The 16052-nt window shown below is 62.1% G+C and carries 17 protein-coding genes; 12 read left to right on the top strand and 5 right to left on the bottom strand.

Going from position 1 to position 16052, the window contains the following annotated elements; genetic code table 11:
* The first annotated feature begins 2 nt into the window (after positions 1–2).
* The 12 genes from alr to BB28_RS18725 all read left to right on the top strand — a co-directional run bounded on the left by alr (position 3) and on the right by BB28_RS18725 (position 10329).
* Positions 3–1196, top strand: coding sequence for an alanine racemase (alr, locus tag BB28_RS18780; protein ID WP_046254614.1), 1194 nt, complete (start codon positions 3–5; stop codon positions 1194–1196).
* Positions 1186–2277 (top strand): alpha/beta fold hydrolase, encoded by a 1092-nt coding sequence (locus tag BB28_RS18775; RefSeq protein ID WP_046254613.1) that lies wholly within the window; start codon positions 1186–1188, stop codon positions 2275–2277. The genes alr and BB28_RS18775 overlap by 11 nt, the downstream gene beginning before the upstream one ends.
* Positions 2274–2741, top strand: a complete 468-nt coding sequence (gene tsaE / locus BB28_RS18770; protein ID WP_046254612.1) for a tRNA (adenosine(37)-N6)-threonylcarbamoyltransferase complex ATPase subunit type 1 TsaE — start codon at positions 2274–2276, stop codon at positions 2739–2741. The genes BB28_RS18775 and tsaE overlap by 4 nt, the downstream gene beginning before the upstream one ends.
* Positions 2738–3361: a tRNA (adenosine(37)-N6)-threonylcarbamoyltransferase complex dimerization subunit type 1 TsaB gene (gene tsaB, locus BB28_RS18765; protein ID WP_046254611.1), complete on the top strand. Its 624-nt coding sequence runs from the start codon at positions 2738–2740 to the stop codon at positions 3359–3361. The genes tsaE and tsaB overlap by 4 nt, the downstream gene beginning before the upstream one ends.
* On the top strand, positions 3358–3825 hold the full coding sequence (gene rimI, locus BB28_RS18760; RefSeq protein WP_046254610.1) for a ribosomal protein S18-alanine N-acetyltransferase: 468 nt from the start codon (positions 3358–3360) through the stop codon (positions 3823–3825). The genes tsaB and rimI overlap by 4 nt, the downstream gene beginning before the upstream one ends.
* A 12-nt stretch (positions 3826–3837) precedes the next feature.
* Complete coding sequence (gene tsaD / locus BB28_RS18755) at positions 3838–4863, top strand: tRNA (adenosine(37)-N6)-threonylcarbamoyltransferase complex transferase subunit TsaD (RefSeq protein WP_046254609.1); 1026 nt, start codon at positions 3838–3840, stop codon at positions 4861–4863.
* Positions 4860–5330, top strand: a complete 471-nt coding sequence (locus tag BB28_RS18750) for a nuclear transport factor 2 family protein (protein ID WP_075874150.1) — start codon at positions 4860–4862, stop codon at positions 5328–5330. The genes tsaD and BB28_RS18750 overlap by 4 nt, the downstream gene beginning before the upstream one ends.
* Positions 5331–5512: 182 nt before the next feature.
* Positions 5513–5812, top strand: a complete 300-nt coding sequence (gene groES, locus BB28_RS18745; protein WP_005056050.1) for a co-chaperone GroES — start codon at positions 5513–5515, stop codon at positions 5810–5812.
* 106 nt (positions 5813–5918) lie between these two features.
* Entirely contained in the window at positions 5919–7538 is a 1620-nt protein-coding gene (gene groL / locus BB28_RS18740) for a chaperonin GroEL (RefSeq protein ID WP_046254608.1), read from the top strand.
* Positions 7539–7678: 140 nt separating this feature from the next.
* On the top strand, positions 7679–7993 hold the full coding sequence (locus BB28_RS18735) for a hypothetical protein (RefSeq protein WP_046254607.1): 315 nt from the start codon (positions 7679–7681) through the stop codon (positions 7991–7993).
* 87 nt (positions 7994–8080) lie between these two features.
* Positions 8081–9859, top strand: a complete 1779-nt coding sequence (locus tag BB28_RS18730; RefSeq protein ID WP_126315428.1) for an HNH endonuclease — start codon at positions 8081–8083, stop codon at positions 9857–9859.
* Complete coding sequence (locus BB28_RS18725; protein WP_046254605.1) at positions 9856–10329, top strand: DUF6985 domain-containing protein; 474 nt, start codon at positions 9856–9858, stop codon at positions 10327–10329. The genes BB28_RS18730 and BB28_RS18725 overlap by 4 nt, the downstream gene beginning before the upstream one ends.
* Here the strand turns inward: BB28_RS18725 and BB28_RS18720 are convergent.
* The 5 genes from BB28_RS18720 to BB28_RS18700 all read right to left on the bottom strand — a co-directional run bounded on the left by BB28_RS18720 (position 10326) and on the right by BB28_RS18700 (position 15275).
* Complete coding sequence (locus BB28_RS18720; RefSeq protein ID WP_046254604.1) at positions 10326–10586, bottom strand: hypothetical protein; 261 nt, start codon at positions 10584–10586, stop codon at positions 10326–10328. The genes BB28_RS18725 and BB28_RS18720 overlap by 4 nt on opposite strands.
* Positions 10583–10960 carry a hypothetical protein gene (locus tag BB28_RS18715; protein WP_046254603.1) on the bottom strand — a complete coding sequence of 126 codons (378 nt, stop codon included), beginning with the start codon at positions 10958–10960 and terminating at the stop codon, positions 10583–10585. Before BB28_RS18715 ends, BB28_RS18720 begins: the two co-directional genes overlap by 4 nt.
* A gap of 755 nt (positions 10961–11715) precedes the next feature.
* Entirely contained in the window at positions 11716–12540 is an 825-nt protein-coding gene (locus BB28_RS18710) for a hypothetical protein (protein WP_046254602.1), read from the bottom strand.
* Between the two features lie 311 nt (positions 12541–12851).
* Positions 12852–15008 (bottom strand): phage tail protein, encoded by a 2157-nt coding sequence (locus tag BB28_RS18705; protein WP_052740283.1) that lies wholly within the window; start codon positions 15006–15008, stop codon positions 12852–12854.
* Positions 15009–15062: 54 nt separating this feature from the next.
* Positions 15063–15275, bottom strand: coding sequence for a hypothetical protein (locus BB28_RS18700; protein WP_046254601.1), 213 nt, complete (start codon positions 15273–15275; stop codon positions 15063–15065).
* Between the last annotated feature and the right edge of the window lie 777 nt (positions 15276–16052).

The raw sequence follows: 16052 nt of genomic DNA, 5'->3' as shown, positions 1-16052 counted from the left end.
CAATAGAGCCGGTGACGACAACTTCGACGACAACGGACGGCCTCCCGCCGAACACGGGTGAGACGACCGCACAGGCGGTCGTCGACCTGGGTGCCATTGCGCACAACGTCCGGTTGCTGCGTGAGTACGCCGGCGAGGCCCGGCTCATGGTCGTCGTCAAGGCCGATGGCTACGGGCACGGAGCTCTGCCGGTGGCACGTGCCGCGCTCGCCGCCGGGGCCGACGAGCTCGGCGTCGCCACCATCAGTGAGGCGCTGCAGGTCCGCGCGGGTGGGATCGACGCGCCGCTGCTCGCCTGGCTGCATGCCCCGGGCGCGGACTACGCCGCTGCGCTGAAGGCCGATGTCCAGGTTGCGGTGTCCTCGCTCGATCAGCTCAGCGAGCTGCTTGACGCGGCACAGTCCACGGGGCGTCAGGCGATCACGACCGTCAAGGTGGATACCGGGCTCAATCGCAATGGGGTACCGGCCGAGTACACCCGTGACCTTTTCGAAGCGTTGGCGAAGGCGCAGGCCGAGCAGTCAATCCGGATGCGCGGCATCATGTCTCATTTCGCGTACGCCGATCAGCTCGGTAATCCCACCATCGACATGCAGAAAGGGCGGTTCGACGAGGCGCTCGGGTTGGCACGTGACCTGGGGTTGCGTTACGAGGTGGCACACCTGTCGAATTCGGCGGCCACGCTGACTCGTCCCGATGTCCGATATGACATGGTGCGCGCGGGCATTGCGCTGTACGGCATCAACCCGATGCCCGGTGAGATACAGACCGGTCTGATTCCGGCGATGTCGCTCACGTGTGCGGTGTCGTCGGTGAAGCCGGTACGGGCCGGTGAAGGGGTGTCGTACGGACACGTATGGACGGCTCCGCGCGATACCAACGCGGCGCTCATCGGGATCGGCTACGCCGATGGCGTGGTCCGTGGATTGGGTAACCGCTTCGAGGTGGCCATCGGAGGGCGCCGGTACCCGAACATCGGCCGTGTCTGCATGGACCAGTTCGTGGTCGACGTGGGCGACAACGAGGCCGGGGTGCGGGCCGGCGATGTCGCAACGCTTTTTGGTTCGGGTGTGGCGGGGGAGCCCACCGCCCAGGAATGGGCGGAGCTGCTCGACACCATCGCCTACGAGGTGGTCACCTGCCCTCGCGGCAGGGTGGTGCGAACGTACCGGGATTCCAGGACCGTTGAGCAGTAAGTCGAACGCCTGGCTGGCCGGCGTGGCGGGGCTCGGTGCGGTGGTGACGGTGGCCGGTGTCGGCACCGCGCGCTCGATCGGTAGACGCAGGTTCGACGATCCCTACCGCGATGAGGATTTCGACCTCTTGGAGACCGACCGCGGCAGCATCGTGATGACCGACGACGGTGTGCCGCTGGCGGTTCGGGAGGTGGGTCCATCGAACGCGCCGCTGACCGTCGTGTTCGTACACGGTTTCTGTCTGCAGATGGCGTCCTTTCATTTCCAGCGCCGCGAGCTCGCGAGCCGCTGGGGAGACAACGTCCGCATGGTCTTCTATGACCAACGCGGACACGGGCGCTCGGGTCTGCCGGCTCCCAAGTCATGCACCATCCGTCAGCTCGGCGATGATCTCGAATCGGTGCTGCGGGTGTTGGTACCCCGGGGTAATGCTGTCCTGGTGGGGCATTCGATGGGCGGCATGACCATCCTTGCCCACGCCGGACGTCATCCCGAGCAGTATGGCCGCAGGATTGTCGGGGTCGGGTTGATCGCCAGTGCGGCCGAAGGTCTTTCGCACACCGCTATCGGTGAGGGGTTGCGCAATCCGGCATTGCGGGTGCTGCGCACGGCCGTTCACTACGCGCCGCGACCCGCTCACCACGGCCGCGGCGCGGTCAAGTCGCTCGTCGGTCCGGTGCTGCAGGCCGCCTCGTACGGAGGTCAACGGGTGAGCCCGACGCTGGTGAGGTTCAGTGAGCGCATGATTCATCAGACACCCGTCACGACCATCGTGGATTTTCTGCGGGCGCTCGAAGAGCACGACGAGACGGCGGCACTGCCGACCATCGCGCCGCTGCCGAGCCTGGTGGTATGCGGTGATACCGACATGCTCACCCCGCTGGTTCAATCGGAGTCCATGGCAGCGCAATTGGGGTCGAGCGGACACAACGAGTTGATCCTGGTGCGCGAATCGGGGCATCTGGTGCAACTGGAACATCCCGGAATCGTCAACGACGGCATCGATCGTCTTGTCAGGCGCTCAACCCCAACACTTTTCGCTGCCATCAAACAACGTCTGCGTGATCGGACCGGACTGTGATCGATGAGTCGGGACGCATCGCGTTGCCCACGCTGCAGGACACACTGGATTTCGGGGCACGGGTCGGGCGTGACCTCGCCGCAGGGGACGTCGTCGTGCTCGATGGTCCGCTGGGGGCGGGAAAGACCGCACTGACCAAGGGAATTGCGTTGGGCATGGATGTCGACGGCCCCATCACCTCGCCGTCATATGTGCTGGCCCGCGTCCACGAGGCGCGGCGTCCGGGTGCACCGGCACTGGTGCATGTGGACGTCTACCGGCTGCTGGAACATCACGGTGCCGACCTGCTCGGCGAGCTCGACTCGCTGGATCTCGATACCGACCTGGACGACTCGGTGGTCGTCGTGGAGTGGGGCGAGGGGCTGGCGGAGCGGTTGTCGGAACACCATCTGGATATCCGGCTGCAACGTGCACCCGACTCCGATGAACGCACCGCGACCTGGCATTGGAGCCGTAAGCCGTGAGCGTGATACTTGCCCTGGACACCGCCACCCCTGCGATCACGGCGGGGCTTGTGAGGCGGGCACCGGATGGATCGGTGCAGGCCTTGTCCGAACGAATCACCATGGGTGCCAAGGGGCATGCCGAGGCGCTTACCCCCAATATCGGGGCGGCATGTGCCGAGGCCGGGGTCGCGGTCGGTGAACTCGACGCGATTGTGGTGGGTTGCGGTCCGGGTCCGTTCACCGGACTGCGTGTCGGGATGGCGACCGCCGCGGCGATGGGTCTGGCGCTGGATATCCCGGTGTATCCGGTATGCACACTCGACGCGATCGGCTATGACACCACCGGCAGCGTGCTCGTCGTCACCGACGCGCGCCGGCGTGAGGTGTACTGGGCCGGCTACCGCGACGGAACACGCATCGGCGGCCCGGCCGTCGACGCGCCCGCGGACGTCTCGGTGCAGGGCTACGCCCTGGTGGCTGGATCACCAGATCACACAGTGCTTTTCGATCTCCCGGTGCTTGACCGTCAGTTCCCGTCGCCGTCGCGGCTGGTACAGGTGGTCGACTGGGGCCAGTCTCCGGGTCCCCTGACGCCGCTGTATTTGCGTCGCCCCGATGCCAAAGAACCTCGTCGATGACGGTCGAGCTGAAGCCTCTTCGCCGGCGCGACACCCGTCGGTGCGCCGAACTTGAGGCGATTCTGTTCGCAGGTGATGACCCGTGGCCGGAGTCGGCCTTTCGCGCGGAGCTCGCGTCCCCTCACATCCACTACCTGGCGGCCAGGGACGGGCACACGCTGGTGGGATACGGCGGCATCTCCCGGTTGGGACATCACGAACCGGAGTACGAGATTCACACCATCGGCGTGGATCCCGCCTACCAGAAACAGGGCATCGGACGGCGTCTGTTGCACGAGCTGCTCGCGCATGCCGATCGCGATCCGGGGCCGGTGTTCCTGGAGGTGCGCACCGACAACGTGGCCGCGATCGCGCTGTACCACGGCACCGGATTCGAGACCGTCGGCGTGCGCAAGCGGTATTACCCGGGCAGTGGGGCCGATGCGTTCACCATGAAACGCCCTGCGCAGGGCATTGTGAAATAGGCTGGTGCGGCCATGACAGTCATCCTCGCCATCGAAAGCTCCTGCGACGAAACCGGAGTGGGTATCGCCGAGCTGACCCCCGACGGGTCGGTGGTGTTGTTGGCCGATGAGGTGGCTTCCAGCGTCGACGAGCACGCACGTTTCGGCGGGGTGGTGCCGGAGATCGCGTCCCGCGCGCATCTGGAGGCACTTGGCGTTACCGCCAGGCGCGCGCTGGACATTGCCGGCGTGCAGAAGCCCGACGTGATCGCCGCGACCATCGGTCCTGGTCTTGCGGGTGCGCTTCTGGTCGGGGTATCGGCCGCCAAGGGGCTGGCATTGGCCTGGGGTGTGCCCTTCTATGGGGTGAACCATCTGGGCGGGCACATTGCCGCCGACGTCTACGAGAACGGGCCGCTGCCCGAATGCGTGGCGCTGTTGGTCTCGGGCGGGCACACCAGCCTGCTGCATGTGCGCTCGCTGGCCGAGCCCATCGAGGAGCTCGGTGCCACGGTGGATGATGCCGCCGGTGAGGCCTACGACAAGGTCGCGCGGTTACTCGGCCTGGGGTATCCGGGCGGCAGGGTGCTCGACGAGCTTGCGCAACAAGGAGATTCATCGGCTGTTCCCTTTCCGCGCGGGATGATGAGGCCGCAGGATGCCCGGCACAGTTTCAGTTTCTCGGGGCTCAAGACGGCGGTCGCGCGGTATGTGGAGAAAACTCCCGACTTCGTGCCCGCCGATGTCGCCGCGGGCTTTCAGGAGTCGGTCGCCGACGTGTTGACCATGAAGGCGGTGCGCGCGGCGACGGACCTGGGGGTTTCGACGCTGCTGATCGCCGGTGGTGTGGCCGCCAACTCGCGGGTGCGCGTACTTGCCGAGCAGCGGTGCGCCGAGGCCGGTCTGACGCTTCGGGTGCCACCGCTGCGGTTATGTACCGACAACGGCGCCATGATCGCTTCCTTCGCGGCGCATCTGGTGGCTGCGGGCGCCGAGCCCTCCTCACTGCAGGCGGCCGCGGATCCGGGGCTGCCGGTGGTGAAGGGGCAGGTGCGGTGACGGCCCCCAGCGACAGCGTCGCCGACCGCCTTGCCATCACGGATCTGTTGTATCGATATGCCGAGCTGATGGACGCCGGGGACTTCGACAGAGTCGGGGAGCTCCTCGGCCGTGGCTCTTTCGGCGGCGAGCAGGGCAGTGTTTCCGGCGCCTCAGCCATTACCAAGCTGTTCTTCACCACCACCCGTCGCTACCGCGAGACCGGGGGCACCCCGCGCACCAGGCATCTGGTGCTCAATCCGATCGTCGAGGTCGCAGACGACCGCACCGCCTCGGCGCGGTCTACGTTTTGCGTGGTGCAGGCCACCGAGCAGCTGCCGCTGCAGCCGATCGTCGTGGGCCGATACCGGGACACGTTCGGCCGTGACGAGCACGGGTGGTACTTCAGCTCGCGCCGGGTGGATGTGGAGATGATCGGCGACGTGTCGGCCCACCTGCTCATGGATCCGGGGACCCTGAGCGGGTAACGACAACCCAGCCTTGAGTGCTAGCACTCTCATGTATAGAGTGCTAGATGGCGATCGGTTGACGTCGTGTCGGCACCCGCGACGACGGCGCGGCACTCATCCGGCCGCCGAAGCATCTGTTGACAATCCAGGCTCATGGGCATCAGGCCCACCGAGCCACCCTGAGAGGGAAAGGGATCACTGTGGCCGTGAACATCAAGCCACTCGAGGACAAGATCCTCGTACAGGCCAATGAGGCCGAGACCACGACCGCTTCCGGTCTGGTCATCCCGGACACCGCCAAGGAGAAGCCGCAAGAAGGCACCGTCGTCGCAGTTGGCCCCGGCCGCTGGGATGAGGATGGCGAGAAGCGGATCCCCCTGGACGTGTCCGAGGGTGACGTCGTCATCTACAGCAAGTACGGCGGCACCGAGATCAAGTACAACGGCGAGGAGTACTTGATTCTGTCGGCTCGCGACGTGCTGGCTGTCGTTAGCAAGTAACACCGTGTGACCGCCCCGGAAACCACCTGCGTTGCAGGCGTTTTCCGGGGCGTCACGCGTTTTACCCATTCCTGTCGGTGCTGAATCAGCCGAATAGAGAGAACACATGAGCAAGCTGATCGAATTCAATGAGACCGCGCGCCGCGCCCTGGAAGCCGGGGTCAACAAGCTGGCCGACGCGGTCAAGGTCACGCTCGGTCCCCGTGGTCGGCACGTGGTGCTGGCCAAGGCATTCGGCGGTCCCGCCGTGACCAACGACGGCGTCACCATCGCCCGTGACATCGACCTGGAAGACCCCTTCGAAAACCTGGGTGCCCAGCTGGTCAAGTCGGTGGCGACCAAGACCAACGACGTCGCCGGTGACGGCACTACCACCGCCACGGTGCTGGCCCAGGCACTGGTCAAGGCCGGTCTGCGCAATGTGGCCGCTGGTGCCAACCCGATTGCGCTCGGCGCCGGTATCGCCCGCGCGGCGGACGCGGTGTCCGAGCGTCTGCTGACGGTGGCCGCACCGGTATCCGGTGAGCACGCCATCGCACAGGTGGCCACGGTCTCCTCGCGCGATCCGGAGATCGGCGAGCTGGTCGGCGAGGCCATGACCAAGGTTGGCGGCGACGGTGTGGTCAGTGTCGAGGAATCGTCGACCATCAACACCGAGCTGGTCATCACCGACGGTGTGCAGTTCGACAAGGGCTACCTGTCGCAGTACTTCGTGACCGACTTCGACGAGCAGAAGGCGATCCTGGAAGACGCGCTGGTGCTGCTGCACCGCGACAAGATCAGCTCGCTGCCCGACCTGCTGCCGCTGCTGGAGCTGGTGGCCAAGGAGGGCAAGCCGCTGCTGATCGTGGCCGAGGACGTGGAGGGTGAGCCGCTGTCCACTCTGGTCGTCAATGCGATCCGCAAGACCCTCAAGGCCGTCGCGGTAAAGGCGCCGTTCTTCGGCGACCGCCGCAAGGCGTTCCTGGAGGACCTGGCGATCGTCACCAACGCTCAGGTAGTCAACCCCGATGTGGGTCTGTCGCTGCGCGAGGCCGGTATAGAGGTGCTTGGCACCGCACGCCGCATTGTGGTGAGCAAGGACGAGACGGTCATCGTCGAGGGCGGCGGCACCGAGGACGCCATCAAGGCGCGTGTCGCTCAGCTGAAGGCGGAGATCGAGACCACCGACTCGGACTGGGACCGCGAGAAGCTGCAGGAGCGCCTGGCCAAGCTGGCCGGCGGCGTCGCGGTGATCAAGGTGGGCGCTGCCACCGACACCGCGCTCAAGGAGCGCAAGCACCGTGTCGAGGACGCCGTCTCGGCGGCCAAGGCCGCCGTGGAGGAGGGCATCGTCGCCGGTGGCGGTAGTGCCCTGGTGCAGGCTCGTTCGGCGCTGGACGGTTTGCGTGTCGAGCTCAAGGGTGACGAGGCCAAGGGCGTCGACGTGTTCGAGGCCGCGCTGTCCGCACCGCTCTTCTGGATCGCCGCCAATGCGGGGCTGGACGGAGCCGTCGTGGTGAGCAAGGTGGCCGAGCTGGACGCGGGGCATGGCTTCAACGCGGCCACGCTCGAGTACGGCGACCTGATCGCCGATGGTGTCATCGATCCGGTGAAGGTGACCCGTTCGGCCGTCATCAACGCGGCGTCCGCCGCACGGATGATCCTGACCACCGAGACCTCAATTGTCGAGAAAGTAAGCCACGAAGACGACCACGGACATGGTCACCACGGCCACGCTCACTAGGCTATGGGCGCGAGACACCCCCGGCTCAGGTCGGGGGTGTGTTCGTATTTGAACGTTTCAGCTAAGCCAGAACTACAAGCGCAGTGTAGGCTTCCGGCAAACAGGGGTGACGGTCGTCACCCAGTGTTGGGAGGTTGATCGTGGGCGGGGTGCTCAAGGCCGATTTGGCTGCGTTGGACAGGCTCGGTAAGCAGATCGACAGCGTTAGGGGCGATTTGCGTAGCGACATCGCACCCGGTGCGTCCTCACCTGGTGCAAGCCCTGCTCTGGCAGCTTTGCAGCGGTTGGCGACTGAGACCCTGCCGAATGCGGGGAACGCTTTTGTGGGGTGGATGGGTGCGTTCAACGATGTGCGGGGCGCGTTCTTATCGGGTGTGATCGAAACCGAGGAACACGGCATGGCCGTGATGCGTTCGATTGGCAACATGTCTCAGCATCCGACACCGCGCGGCTAAGGGTCTGCGGTGTCGGGGCCAACGAAGTCGGTCATTCTCGGGATCACGGCGGGCTCGTATCGGCCTCTGTTGGATGCCGTGCACGCGATGGCGACGAAGTACGAACAGCACGTCTCCACGTTCAAGAGCTATGTTGAGAAGCCTGGTGGCACGGCGTGGGAGGGGCAGACCGCCGAAGCAGGCCAGGCCAATGCCGGTGATGGCTGGAAAGTCGCGGCCCGGATTCAGGACTTAGACACCAAGTTTCAAACAACTGCTGGCATGGCGGTGGATCACACGATTGTGCCGGAGTTGATCAACTGCCAGCACATGATTCACAACGCTGAGTCCCAGCGCGATAAAGGTGTCACGCTCACCGAGGATCTGGTGATGGGCTACAACCCGCCACCTGGGATAAGTGAGAAGCTGGCTGAGGAGAATGCCCAACTCGTCAAGGTCAGGGGCGAGGAGCTTAAGGAATCGGCCCGTAAGTGGTATGAGGCTGAGCAAGAGGTTAAGCGCTTAGCCGAAGGTGTGATGCGCGATATTGAGAACGAAGTCAACGGTGCGGCAGGCACTTTCGACATCGGTAAGGCTGTCAAAGACAACGCGCCACGTAAGCCCGAGGGGCAGCAGGACGCCAACTTTTACAAACAGTGGTATCCCAAGAAGACTGATCCGGCCTCTGCTGATCCGGGCGTGGGGACGCTTGCGGACTCGGTGGACCGCATCAAGAATCCACCGACATCCCCGGCTGCTGCCACCGCCCTGGTTGATCCGAATGCCCCGCAGTACGGCCCGTTCGCTAAGGACACTATCGACAAGACCAAGGTGGGTGGCCTCGGCGAAAGCGTCACCTACCTGAATCGCAATGACAAGCCACCCGAGGAACACAAGCCATCGGCCGCTGAGCGGTTCAAGACGAACATTTCTGAGGGCATTGACAAGGGTGTCGATAAGTTGGTTGCGCCGTTCACTGACCTGCGGGACCGTTTGGGGTTGGGGGACAAGGGTTTTTGGGAGGCTAACGAAGAGGCCGGTAAGCGTGAATGGGAGTCTTTCAAGCATCAGATGACTACCCCGCCGATTGTCGATACGGCGGAAGGTATCAAGCACAACATCGAGAACCCCGGCCAGTACGTCGGGGAAAGGCTGGTCGATGGTGGGGCGCTAATGGCAGGTGGTCCCGAAGGACTGTTGCCTCGCGCTGGACTCGAAGAGGCCGCCGTCGCGCGCCTGGGAGCGCACCCCGACCTTCCGGCCCCCGGTGCGCTTCACGACACACCGGCACCCGCACACACCGAACTACCAAGCGGTCCAACTCATCACGACCCCGTTGTGGAACACCCTGCGCCCAGCGGAGACCACACACCGTCGATAGACCACGATAGCCCTTCCCACGTGGAGATTGGGCCTATAGAGCATCCGCTTACTGACGGCGGGGGCTCCACGTACAAGGAACGCATCGACCAGACGCCCATCAATAACGGGCATTGGACAGGTGAACGTGGTGAATCTCAATGGATTTCACAGAACCCCGACGTTAATCACTATCTACACGAGTCGGGTGTAGATGGCATCCACTACAGCAATGGACAGCCCGATTTCGGACCAGTTGCCAAGGGGCAGGTTGATATACCGGATATGTCCACCAACCGTAACGCCAACTTCAGGGCAGCTGACGAAGCCCTTGGCCACGAATGGGGAATGACACGCAAAGAGGTTGAGCGGTGGCGTATTCAGAACGACTACAGTTGGCATGAAGAACCGAACCTGAAGACGATGCAACTAGTACCGACTATAGTTAACGGCAGGCTCGGCCACGTAGGCGGCATTGGCGAACTTAACCGAGGGGCAGTTCCCCCAGTAGGAGGCGATGGACCGTGATCGATCCTGTACTCGGTGAGATCGCTTACACCAGCTCGGTCGGATGGGCAGGCACCTACACCTACCCGTTTCTTGGAACAGACGTGACGGTTGCCCTCGAACTCGGAGGCGATGAGGGTGAGCCGGTTGACCCTATCCAACGCGACGCAGTGCAGAGGTTTACCGAGAACAAGGCCAGCCTGTCAGCACAGGCCGATAGCGCCATATTTGCCTATTACAACGAGCGTCTTCCTGAGCTGCGTGAGCAGTTCGGAGACAACGCAGACAGCCTTATGCCGGTACTCACGGACCCATCGGACCTAGCGCGGCTAGTAAAGCCGACTGCCTTCTTCGTTCGCGAGCCTGTGGTATCAGACGACCGGGTAATCGGATTGCTATCCACGTGCACATGGGACCCCGGGCACGGTTTGGCCGTGAAGATCGTCAACGAGAAGATCGTTGAAGTCGGCCCTCAGGACATCGTTCTCTAGCCTGCCAGCATCGCCCGGTACCAGCTGGCGACGGTAAGTCCAGCGGCGTGCATGACAGCCGGGGCGTGTTCCCGTGCTACGCCTTGGATCTCTAGATGGATGCTGAGGTTTTCTTGGTAGTCGGCTATGCCGGTGGGTATTCCGTGGTCTGCGTAGCGCCATGCGTCGAAGGTGCGTAGGGCCTCTGGGAGGCGTTGGGCTAGGACTTCGGGGTTGTTCGATGTGGCGCGGGTTCCGCGTCGTTTACCGGCTCTCATGCTCCCCACCTTGCGGCTGCGCCTTTCCTGCCGATCTGACTCCGGCTCATCCTGTCGTCTCCGTCGTCCACTCGTATGGACTTGAGCATCGACAAGAGCAGCTGTTGGTTGCGTTGCAGATCGGACATTTCGGGCATAGAGACGAGTTGGCCGTTGTAGCCGGGGATACGGGTGTCGGCACCGGCCTTGCCGATCAACGTCCGTAGTCGCTTGATCTCGTCGGCTAGGTAGCACGCTTCCTCGATCACCATTCCGGTTTCGGGGCAGTCTGTGAAGTCTCCGGCGGTGTGAAGTTCGCGCCAGAGTCGCCTACCTCGTGACTTGAGGCCCGTTGGTGGCCTCGGAATCGTCGGGATTTCGTCGTATTCGGGCATGTTTCACCTCGTTTCTGGTCGTTTCTGACCTGGGGTTTAGTTGGAGCTAGAGTGTGAATATGTGCGTTGACGTGCGGTGACGCCGTATCGGCGCTGTTTGGAAAAATGGGGCTATGCCTAGGCATCCGATCTGTCATCCGCATTACCAACCGATCGGGAAGGCGGGGAGAGGGAGGTGCCCGTGGGGTAGATCACGAATCATGTTGCATTGCAACGTCACTCGTGTGTACGGTCGTGTCATGTCCAAATCGATTGCAGCCCTTGCCCTAGCCGCTCTAGTCACGTTCCCTGTGTACGCACACACCTCTCCTGTGCACAGTGAGTACGCACTCAGTACCACTGTCACATCCCCGCGTGGTGACGACAACGGAGACGGGTTGATAGACGAGGACGAGTCCGGATGGGACTGTGCCACAATGGGTAACCGTATCTGTGGACCTAGCGCCAACTAGCCCTGACTCTAAGGACCCCGGCTTGTGAGTGCCGGGGGTTCTCTCGTCACGCAGTGCGTTCTAGTAGGTCTCGCGCTTTCAGATACTCAGTCCATGCGTCACTCACTGCGACCGCAGCCGCCCATACCTGGGCGCTGAGTTGGGTCCGGTCGGTGTTGCGGCACAACGCTTCCACCTGTGTCAGCTCATCGGCAAGCTGATAGCACATAAGGCGGCAATACCCACGTCCCCGTTCCTTGGGCCGACCACAACCCACGCGCTTACATTTGCGAGAGGGACGACGATTACGACGTGGTGCGCCCATCATCGGTAGTTCATCTGAGTGACCGGGGCGAGTCCCTGTGAGGAACCAGCGAGCGAAGCACGGATGGCTTGCGCCTCTTTGACCGTGGACAGATTCAACGCGTATCCGCACAAAACAGGAATCACGTGCGGCATCAACGGGCCATACGCCCTTGCTCCGGTATTTCCCGCATCCGCGCTCACCATGATCTGTGCCGCGTTACTCGCAGCACTCATACTGCCCGGTGTGCCGAGAACGCAACTCGTAAACAGGTTTGTGCCTTGAGCGTCAACCCCTCTGGGGCCAACCTCGGAGTCCTGGAGAACCGCTAGACGGCCAAACAGTCCCCACAAGTTGCCAAGGGGACCCGCAGCGCTGCGCCACAACTCAACCGCCTTACCTTGGGCCTCCGTCAAAGTGAGCATGCTGGCCTGGCCTGCGAAGTCGGGCAAGTCCTGGGCCACATCGTTGAGCCGATTCTCGTCAACGACGGCGTTGTACTTATCAACGATCTCAGCTTCCCAACCCTCTACAGCGTCCGACACGGCGTCATACAGTCGATGCGCTGCAATACCTACCAGGTTGTCCCCGTTGATATTCAGCGTGAACGCTTCGAACGCTGCTTTGTTGAATGCTTTGAGGGTGCTGTCCCACTTGGATGCTGGGCATGTACGCAACTCGGCCTGAGCGCTCTGGAGAGTCTCCGTCGCGTTACGCGATGCCCCGAGCACCGACTCGTAGGTTTTCAACTCATCCTCGACAGAGTCGGGAACGGTCACGCCTTGCTTTCGCAGACTGCGAATGAGGTTGACTTCTTTGTTTCCGAGTGTGATCTGTGCTGCCATGTCTTCTCCTGGTGATATAAAGGAACCCCGTGCCACATCGACACGGGGCTAGTGAAATTAGTTGGTACTGAGAGCTATCGGGCTATCCGATATGCAGTTCCATAAAGTCGGCGAAGGTGGCAGGGTCACGCGATGGACTGGCAGGTGCGGATGCACCACCTTGCCCCTGAGACCTATCCACGGCTGCGGATACCACCACTTCCTCGGGTGTTGGTTCACCCGCTGACTGGATGAACCGGGCGAACGAATCGCCCTGGCGACTCGCTGCCCACGCCGAGAAGTAGTCTGCTAATCCGTTGTTAGTCAATTGCTTACGCTCCATTCCATTGAAGGGCCTGCCTGTTCAATTGGTTGGTTTTGACGCGTATCGCGTCATCGATGTTCGACACGTTAAACGTGAACGAATTGCCCATGAGGCCCTGCGCCCAGCCGAGTCCTTGCTCTGCGATGGTGGAGAACGCTCCTCCGCCGATACCTACGTCGGACTTGAACTGGTCGAAGTTCGCCTTCGCGAAGTTGGCTCCGATGTCAACGCCCTTCTTACCGAAGTCAGCGATGTTCCCGAACTCGTCGGTTACTCCGCTCACCAGATCCTTAGCAGCACTGACCATCCCGTTCTTCTTGCTGGCCAGTCCGTCGATGAACCCTTGACCGGTGTGTCCACCGAGATCAGCCATAACCCGTGAGGGGGAATGGATACCGAGGAAGCTTTTAACGGCTCCGGTGACAGCGGAGCCAAGCTCTCGTGCCTTGGTGACGGCTCCGGTGATCATCGAACCGATACCGTTGATGAATCCCTGTACCAGATCCCTACCGGCGTCGAACAGCAGAGTTCCGAGGTTGCCTAGAGCTGCCTTGATCTTGCCGGGTAGCTCACTGACGTAGGTCGTGACTTGGTTGACGCCATCGGACACCGAGGCAACCCACTCGGAAACCTTCGTGATCACCGAGGCGATAGCACCGACCATCGCGTTGATTGCTCCGACTACCTTGCCTGCGACGGCAACGGCCAATCCGAGTACCGCGCCTGTAGCCGCGATGAGCAGGCTCACGAGGGGCTGAGCCGCTGTCATGAAGCTGGTGACAGCGGGCACCATCGATACGAATCCCTGCACCAGCTGAGGGAGTAGCGGGGCAATCTGCTGGATAGCCGTCGTGAGCAGCTGACCGACGTTCTGTGCCATCACTCCCAACGCCTGCACTAACTGGGGAATTACCGGCTGTAGTGCTTCGAATGCCGGTAGTAGCGCGGAGTTGAGCGCGGAGGCTACGTTGGCCAGCACCGGCCCTAGCTGATCCAGCACGCCTGTTACGAGTGGTCCGAGCAGTTTGTGGAATGCCTGTATGGCCGGAGTAAGCGCTGTGAAGATCGGAGCCAGATTCTTGCCGAGGGAACCGATTACATCTGCGATTACTCCGGAGAACGATGTAAGTCCGGGCATCATCGCTGTGAACAGATCACCGATTCCGTTGACCATGTTCGACAGCGGGCCACCGAGGGAGCCCATTGCCTGAACCCCGACCTCCATGATGCGGGTGAACTGCGTCAGCAGTGATCCGAGAACTTGCGACATTCCTTGCATGGCACCGTTAAACGCACCGTTAGATGTGATCCGGTTGGCCATGTCGTCAAATTGGCCGGCAAAAGTCCCCAGCACACCATTCAGAAGTCCAAACTGTTGTGCCCCAGCCGATCCCAGTGTCAGGAACGATTGGGCGAACGTGTTCACGGTCGGCTGTAGGCCGGATAGGAATGCTCCGGTTTGGCCGAGGATGGTTTGGATCTGACCTATTCCCTGACCGGAGGTCAGTGCGTCGGTGACGCCTTGGAACATGTCCGACATGCCGCCCGCCACACTCTGCATGCCTGATTGCAGAACGGGGAACACGGCTCGGAGTTGATCGAACATCGGCGTGAGCCGCTGCTCGAATACCCCTGAGACACTGGTTTTTAGCGCGGAGAACTCCGGTATCAGTTGCTTGGCTGCGGTCTTAATCCCGTCCATGCCAAGCGCTATCGCGCCGATACCGACACCAGCACCTAGGGCCAGCGACGGCAGACCGGCTAGCAGGCCGGACACCAGTCCGACAGCGGGTGCGGCAGCGGCCATGACAGCGGCGACGATCGCGCCGTTGCGGCCAAGTCCTGCCATCGCACTAGATGCTGATCCGGCGCTCTCGCCCAGCCCTGCTATCGACTTGGAGAAGCCAGCGCCGAACAGCTGAGACTTATCTACATCGACACCGACCTTCAGGTCACGGACTTGTGCTTGCGCCTTGGCGAGCGTCGCACGAAGTTTGGTAACGATAGAGTTCGGATCGAAGTCCAAACCGACGTTGATATCGGCCTTCTCGGACTTCTCTACCTCTTCCAACTGCTCTTTGAGCCGCTGTCGAAACTTGTTGGTATTCGGGACAACCCGGACGGAGACCCGCCCGACTTCCTTACCGTCTGCACTATCGGCCATCGGCGGTTATCTCCTAACTGGCGGACCTGGAGTGAATAGGGACTTGTTGGGCTGTCAGGCAACGCCGTTGGATGGCATTGCGACCGGCTTGTACCGCCGGTTGAACAGCTCACGGCGACGATCTAGGTCGCCCTCGTGCCACGGGGTATCTCCGGCAGCTTCGATCGCGTCGTTGTACCGGTGCTTGGATTCGCAGTACCGCTGAAACTTCGCTTCTCGGCGTTCGTCGGCGGTTTGTCTCCACAACGGCTTGCGGGTGTCGGTCATGTGTCCTCCTCAGGGCATGAAAAAACCCGCTCAGCGCGACGCTGGCGGGTGATTACGGGTGAATAGGGTTACGCCTTTCGGAACTCGCGTGTACGCGGCCACTGGGCGACAGGGCGGTCAAAGTGTCGTGGGTGAACCCAGACCTCTCGGATCGCGTTGGCCCATCGGGGCTCGCCGCCTACATCAACCAACTCGGATGAGTAGTCAATGGCCAGGTCACGAACGGGTACCCGGATTACTCGCTCTAGGCCAACCAGTTCGAAGAACTCTTTAAGTTCTTCGTAGACAACAGAATTGGCGGTATCGATGTTCGGATGGTGAACTAGGTCTAGGCGGTCGGCGTCGCCTACGGCGATGAATCGGCCATGTTCGATGAGCTGTACCCAGGTTGGCTCTGAGGAGCTATAGGTCGATAACACGCTCACGCAGCTGACAACCCGATTGTGTTGTTGTACTTCCCGGTGTCGTAGAGCCGGATGAGCTGAGCGACAACTTCAGATGGTTCGACGGGTACTCCGTCGTTCTCGAATCTCACTCCGGCAGTGACAAATACGTCTACAACGTCCAACGCTGCACGTTGGGCAGTACGTCGATCACGTCGGCACTGTCTGCAATACCCTTGCGAGTCTCGCGATTCAGGCGTGAGCGTGGGGTGGCCCTTCGGGCACTCAGTGGCTACTCGGTTGGCCACGATTTCTCCTCTCCATGTCGTCATGGGTTAGGTCAAATAGAAAATGCCCCGACCACCGGGGGAAGGTTCAGTGGTCAGGGCATCAT

The organism is Mycobacteroides chelonae CCUG 47445, from assembly GCF_001632805.1.
GTDB lineage: Bacteria > Actinomycetota > Actinomycetes > Mycobacteriales > Mycobacteriaceae > Mycobacterium > Mycobacterium chelonae.
This window is presented reverse-complemented; position numbering and strand designations above follow the sequence as displayed.

Coding starts and splice junctions, on each gene's coding strand:
- BB28_RS18710 (WP_046254602.1), bottom strand. CDS start 12,540: ATGGCAGCACAGATCACACTCGGAAACAAAGAAGTCAACCTCATTCGC.
- groL (WP_046254608.1), top strand. CDS start 5,919: ATGAGCAAGCTGATCGAATTCAATGAGACCGCGCGCCGCGCCCTGGAA.
- BB28_RS18700 (WP_046254601.1), bottom strand. CDS start 15,275: ATGACCGACACCCGCAAGCCGTTGTGGAGACAAACCGCCGACGAACGC.
- rimI (WP_046254610.1), top strand. CDS start 3,358: ATGACGGTCGAGCTGAAGCCTCTTCGCCGGCGCGACACCCGTCGGTGC.
- BB28_RS18705 (WP_052740283.1), bottom strand. CDS start 15,008: ATGGCCGATAGTGCAGACGGTAAGGAAGTCGGGCGGGTCTCCGTCCGG.
- BB28_RS18715 (WP_046254603.1), bottom strand. CDS start 10,960: ATGCCCGAATACGACGAAATCCCGACGATTCCGAGGCCACCAACGGGC.
- BB28_RS18720 (WP_046254604.1), bottom strand. CDS start 10,586: ATGAGAGCCGGTAAACGACGCGGAACCCGCGCCACATCGAACAACCCC.
- tsaD (WP_046254609.1), top strand. CDS start 3,838: ATGACAGTCATCCTCGCCATCGAAAGCTCCTGCGACGAAACCGGAGTG.
- BB28_RS18730 (WP_126315428.1), top strand. CDS start 8,081: ATGGCGACGAAGTACGAACAGCACGTCTCCACGTTCAAGAGCTATGTT.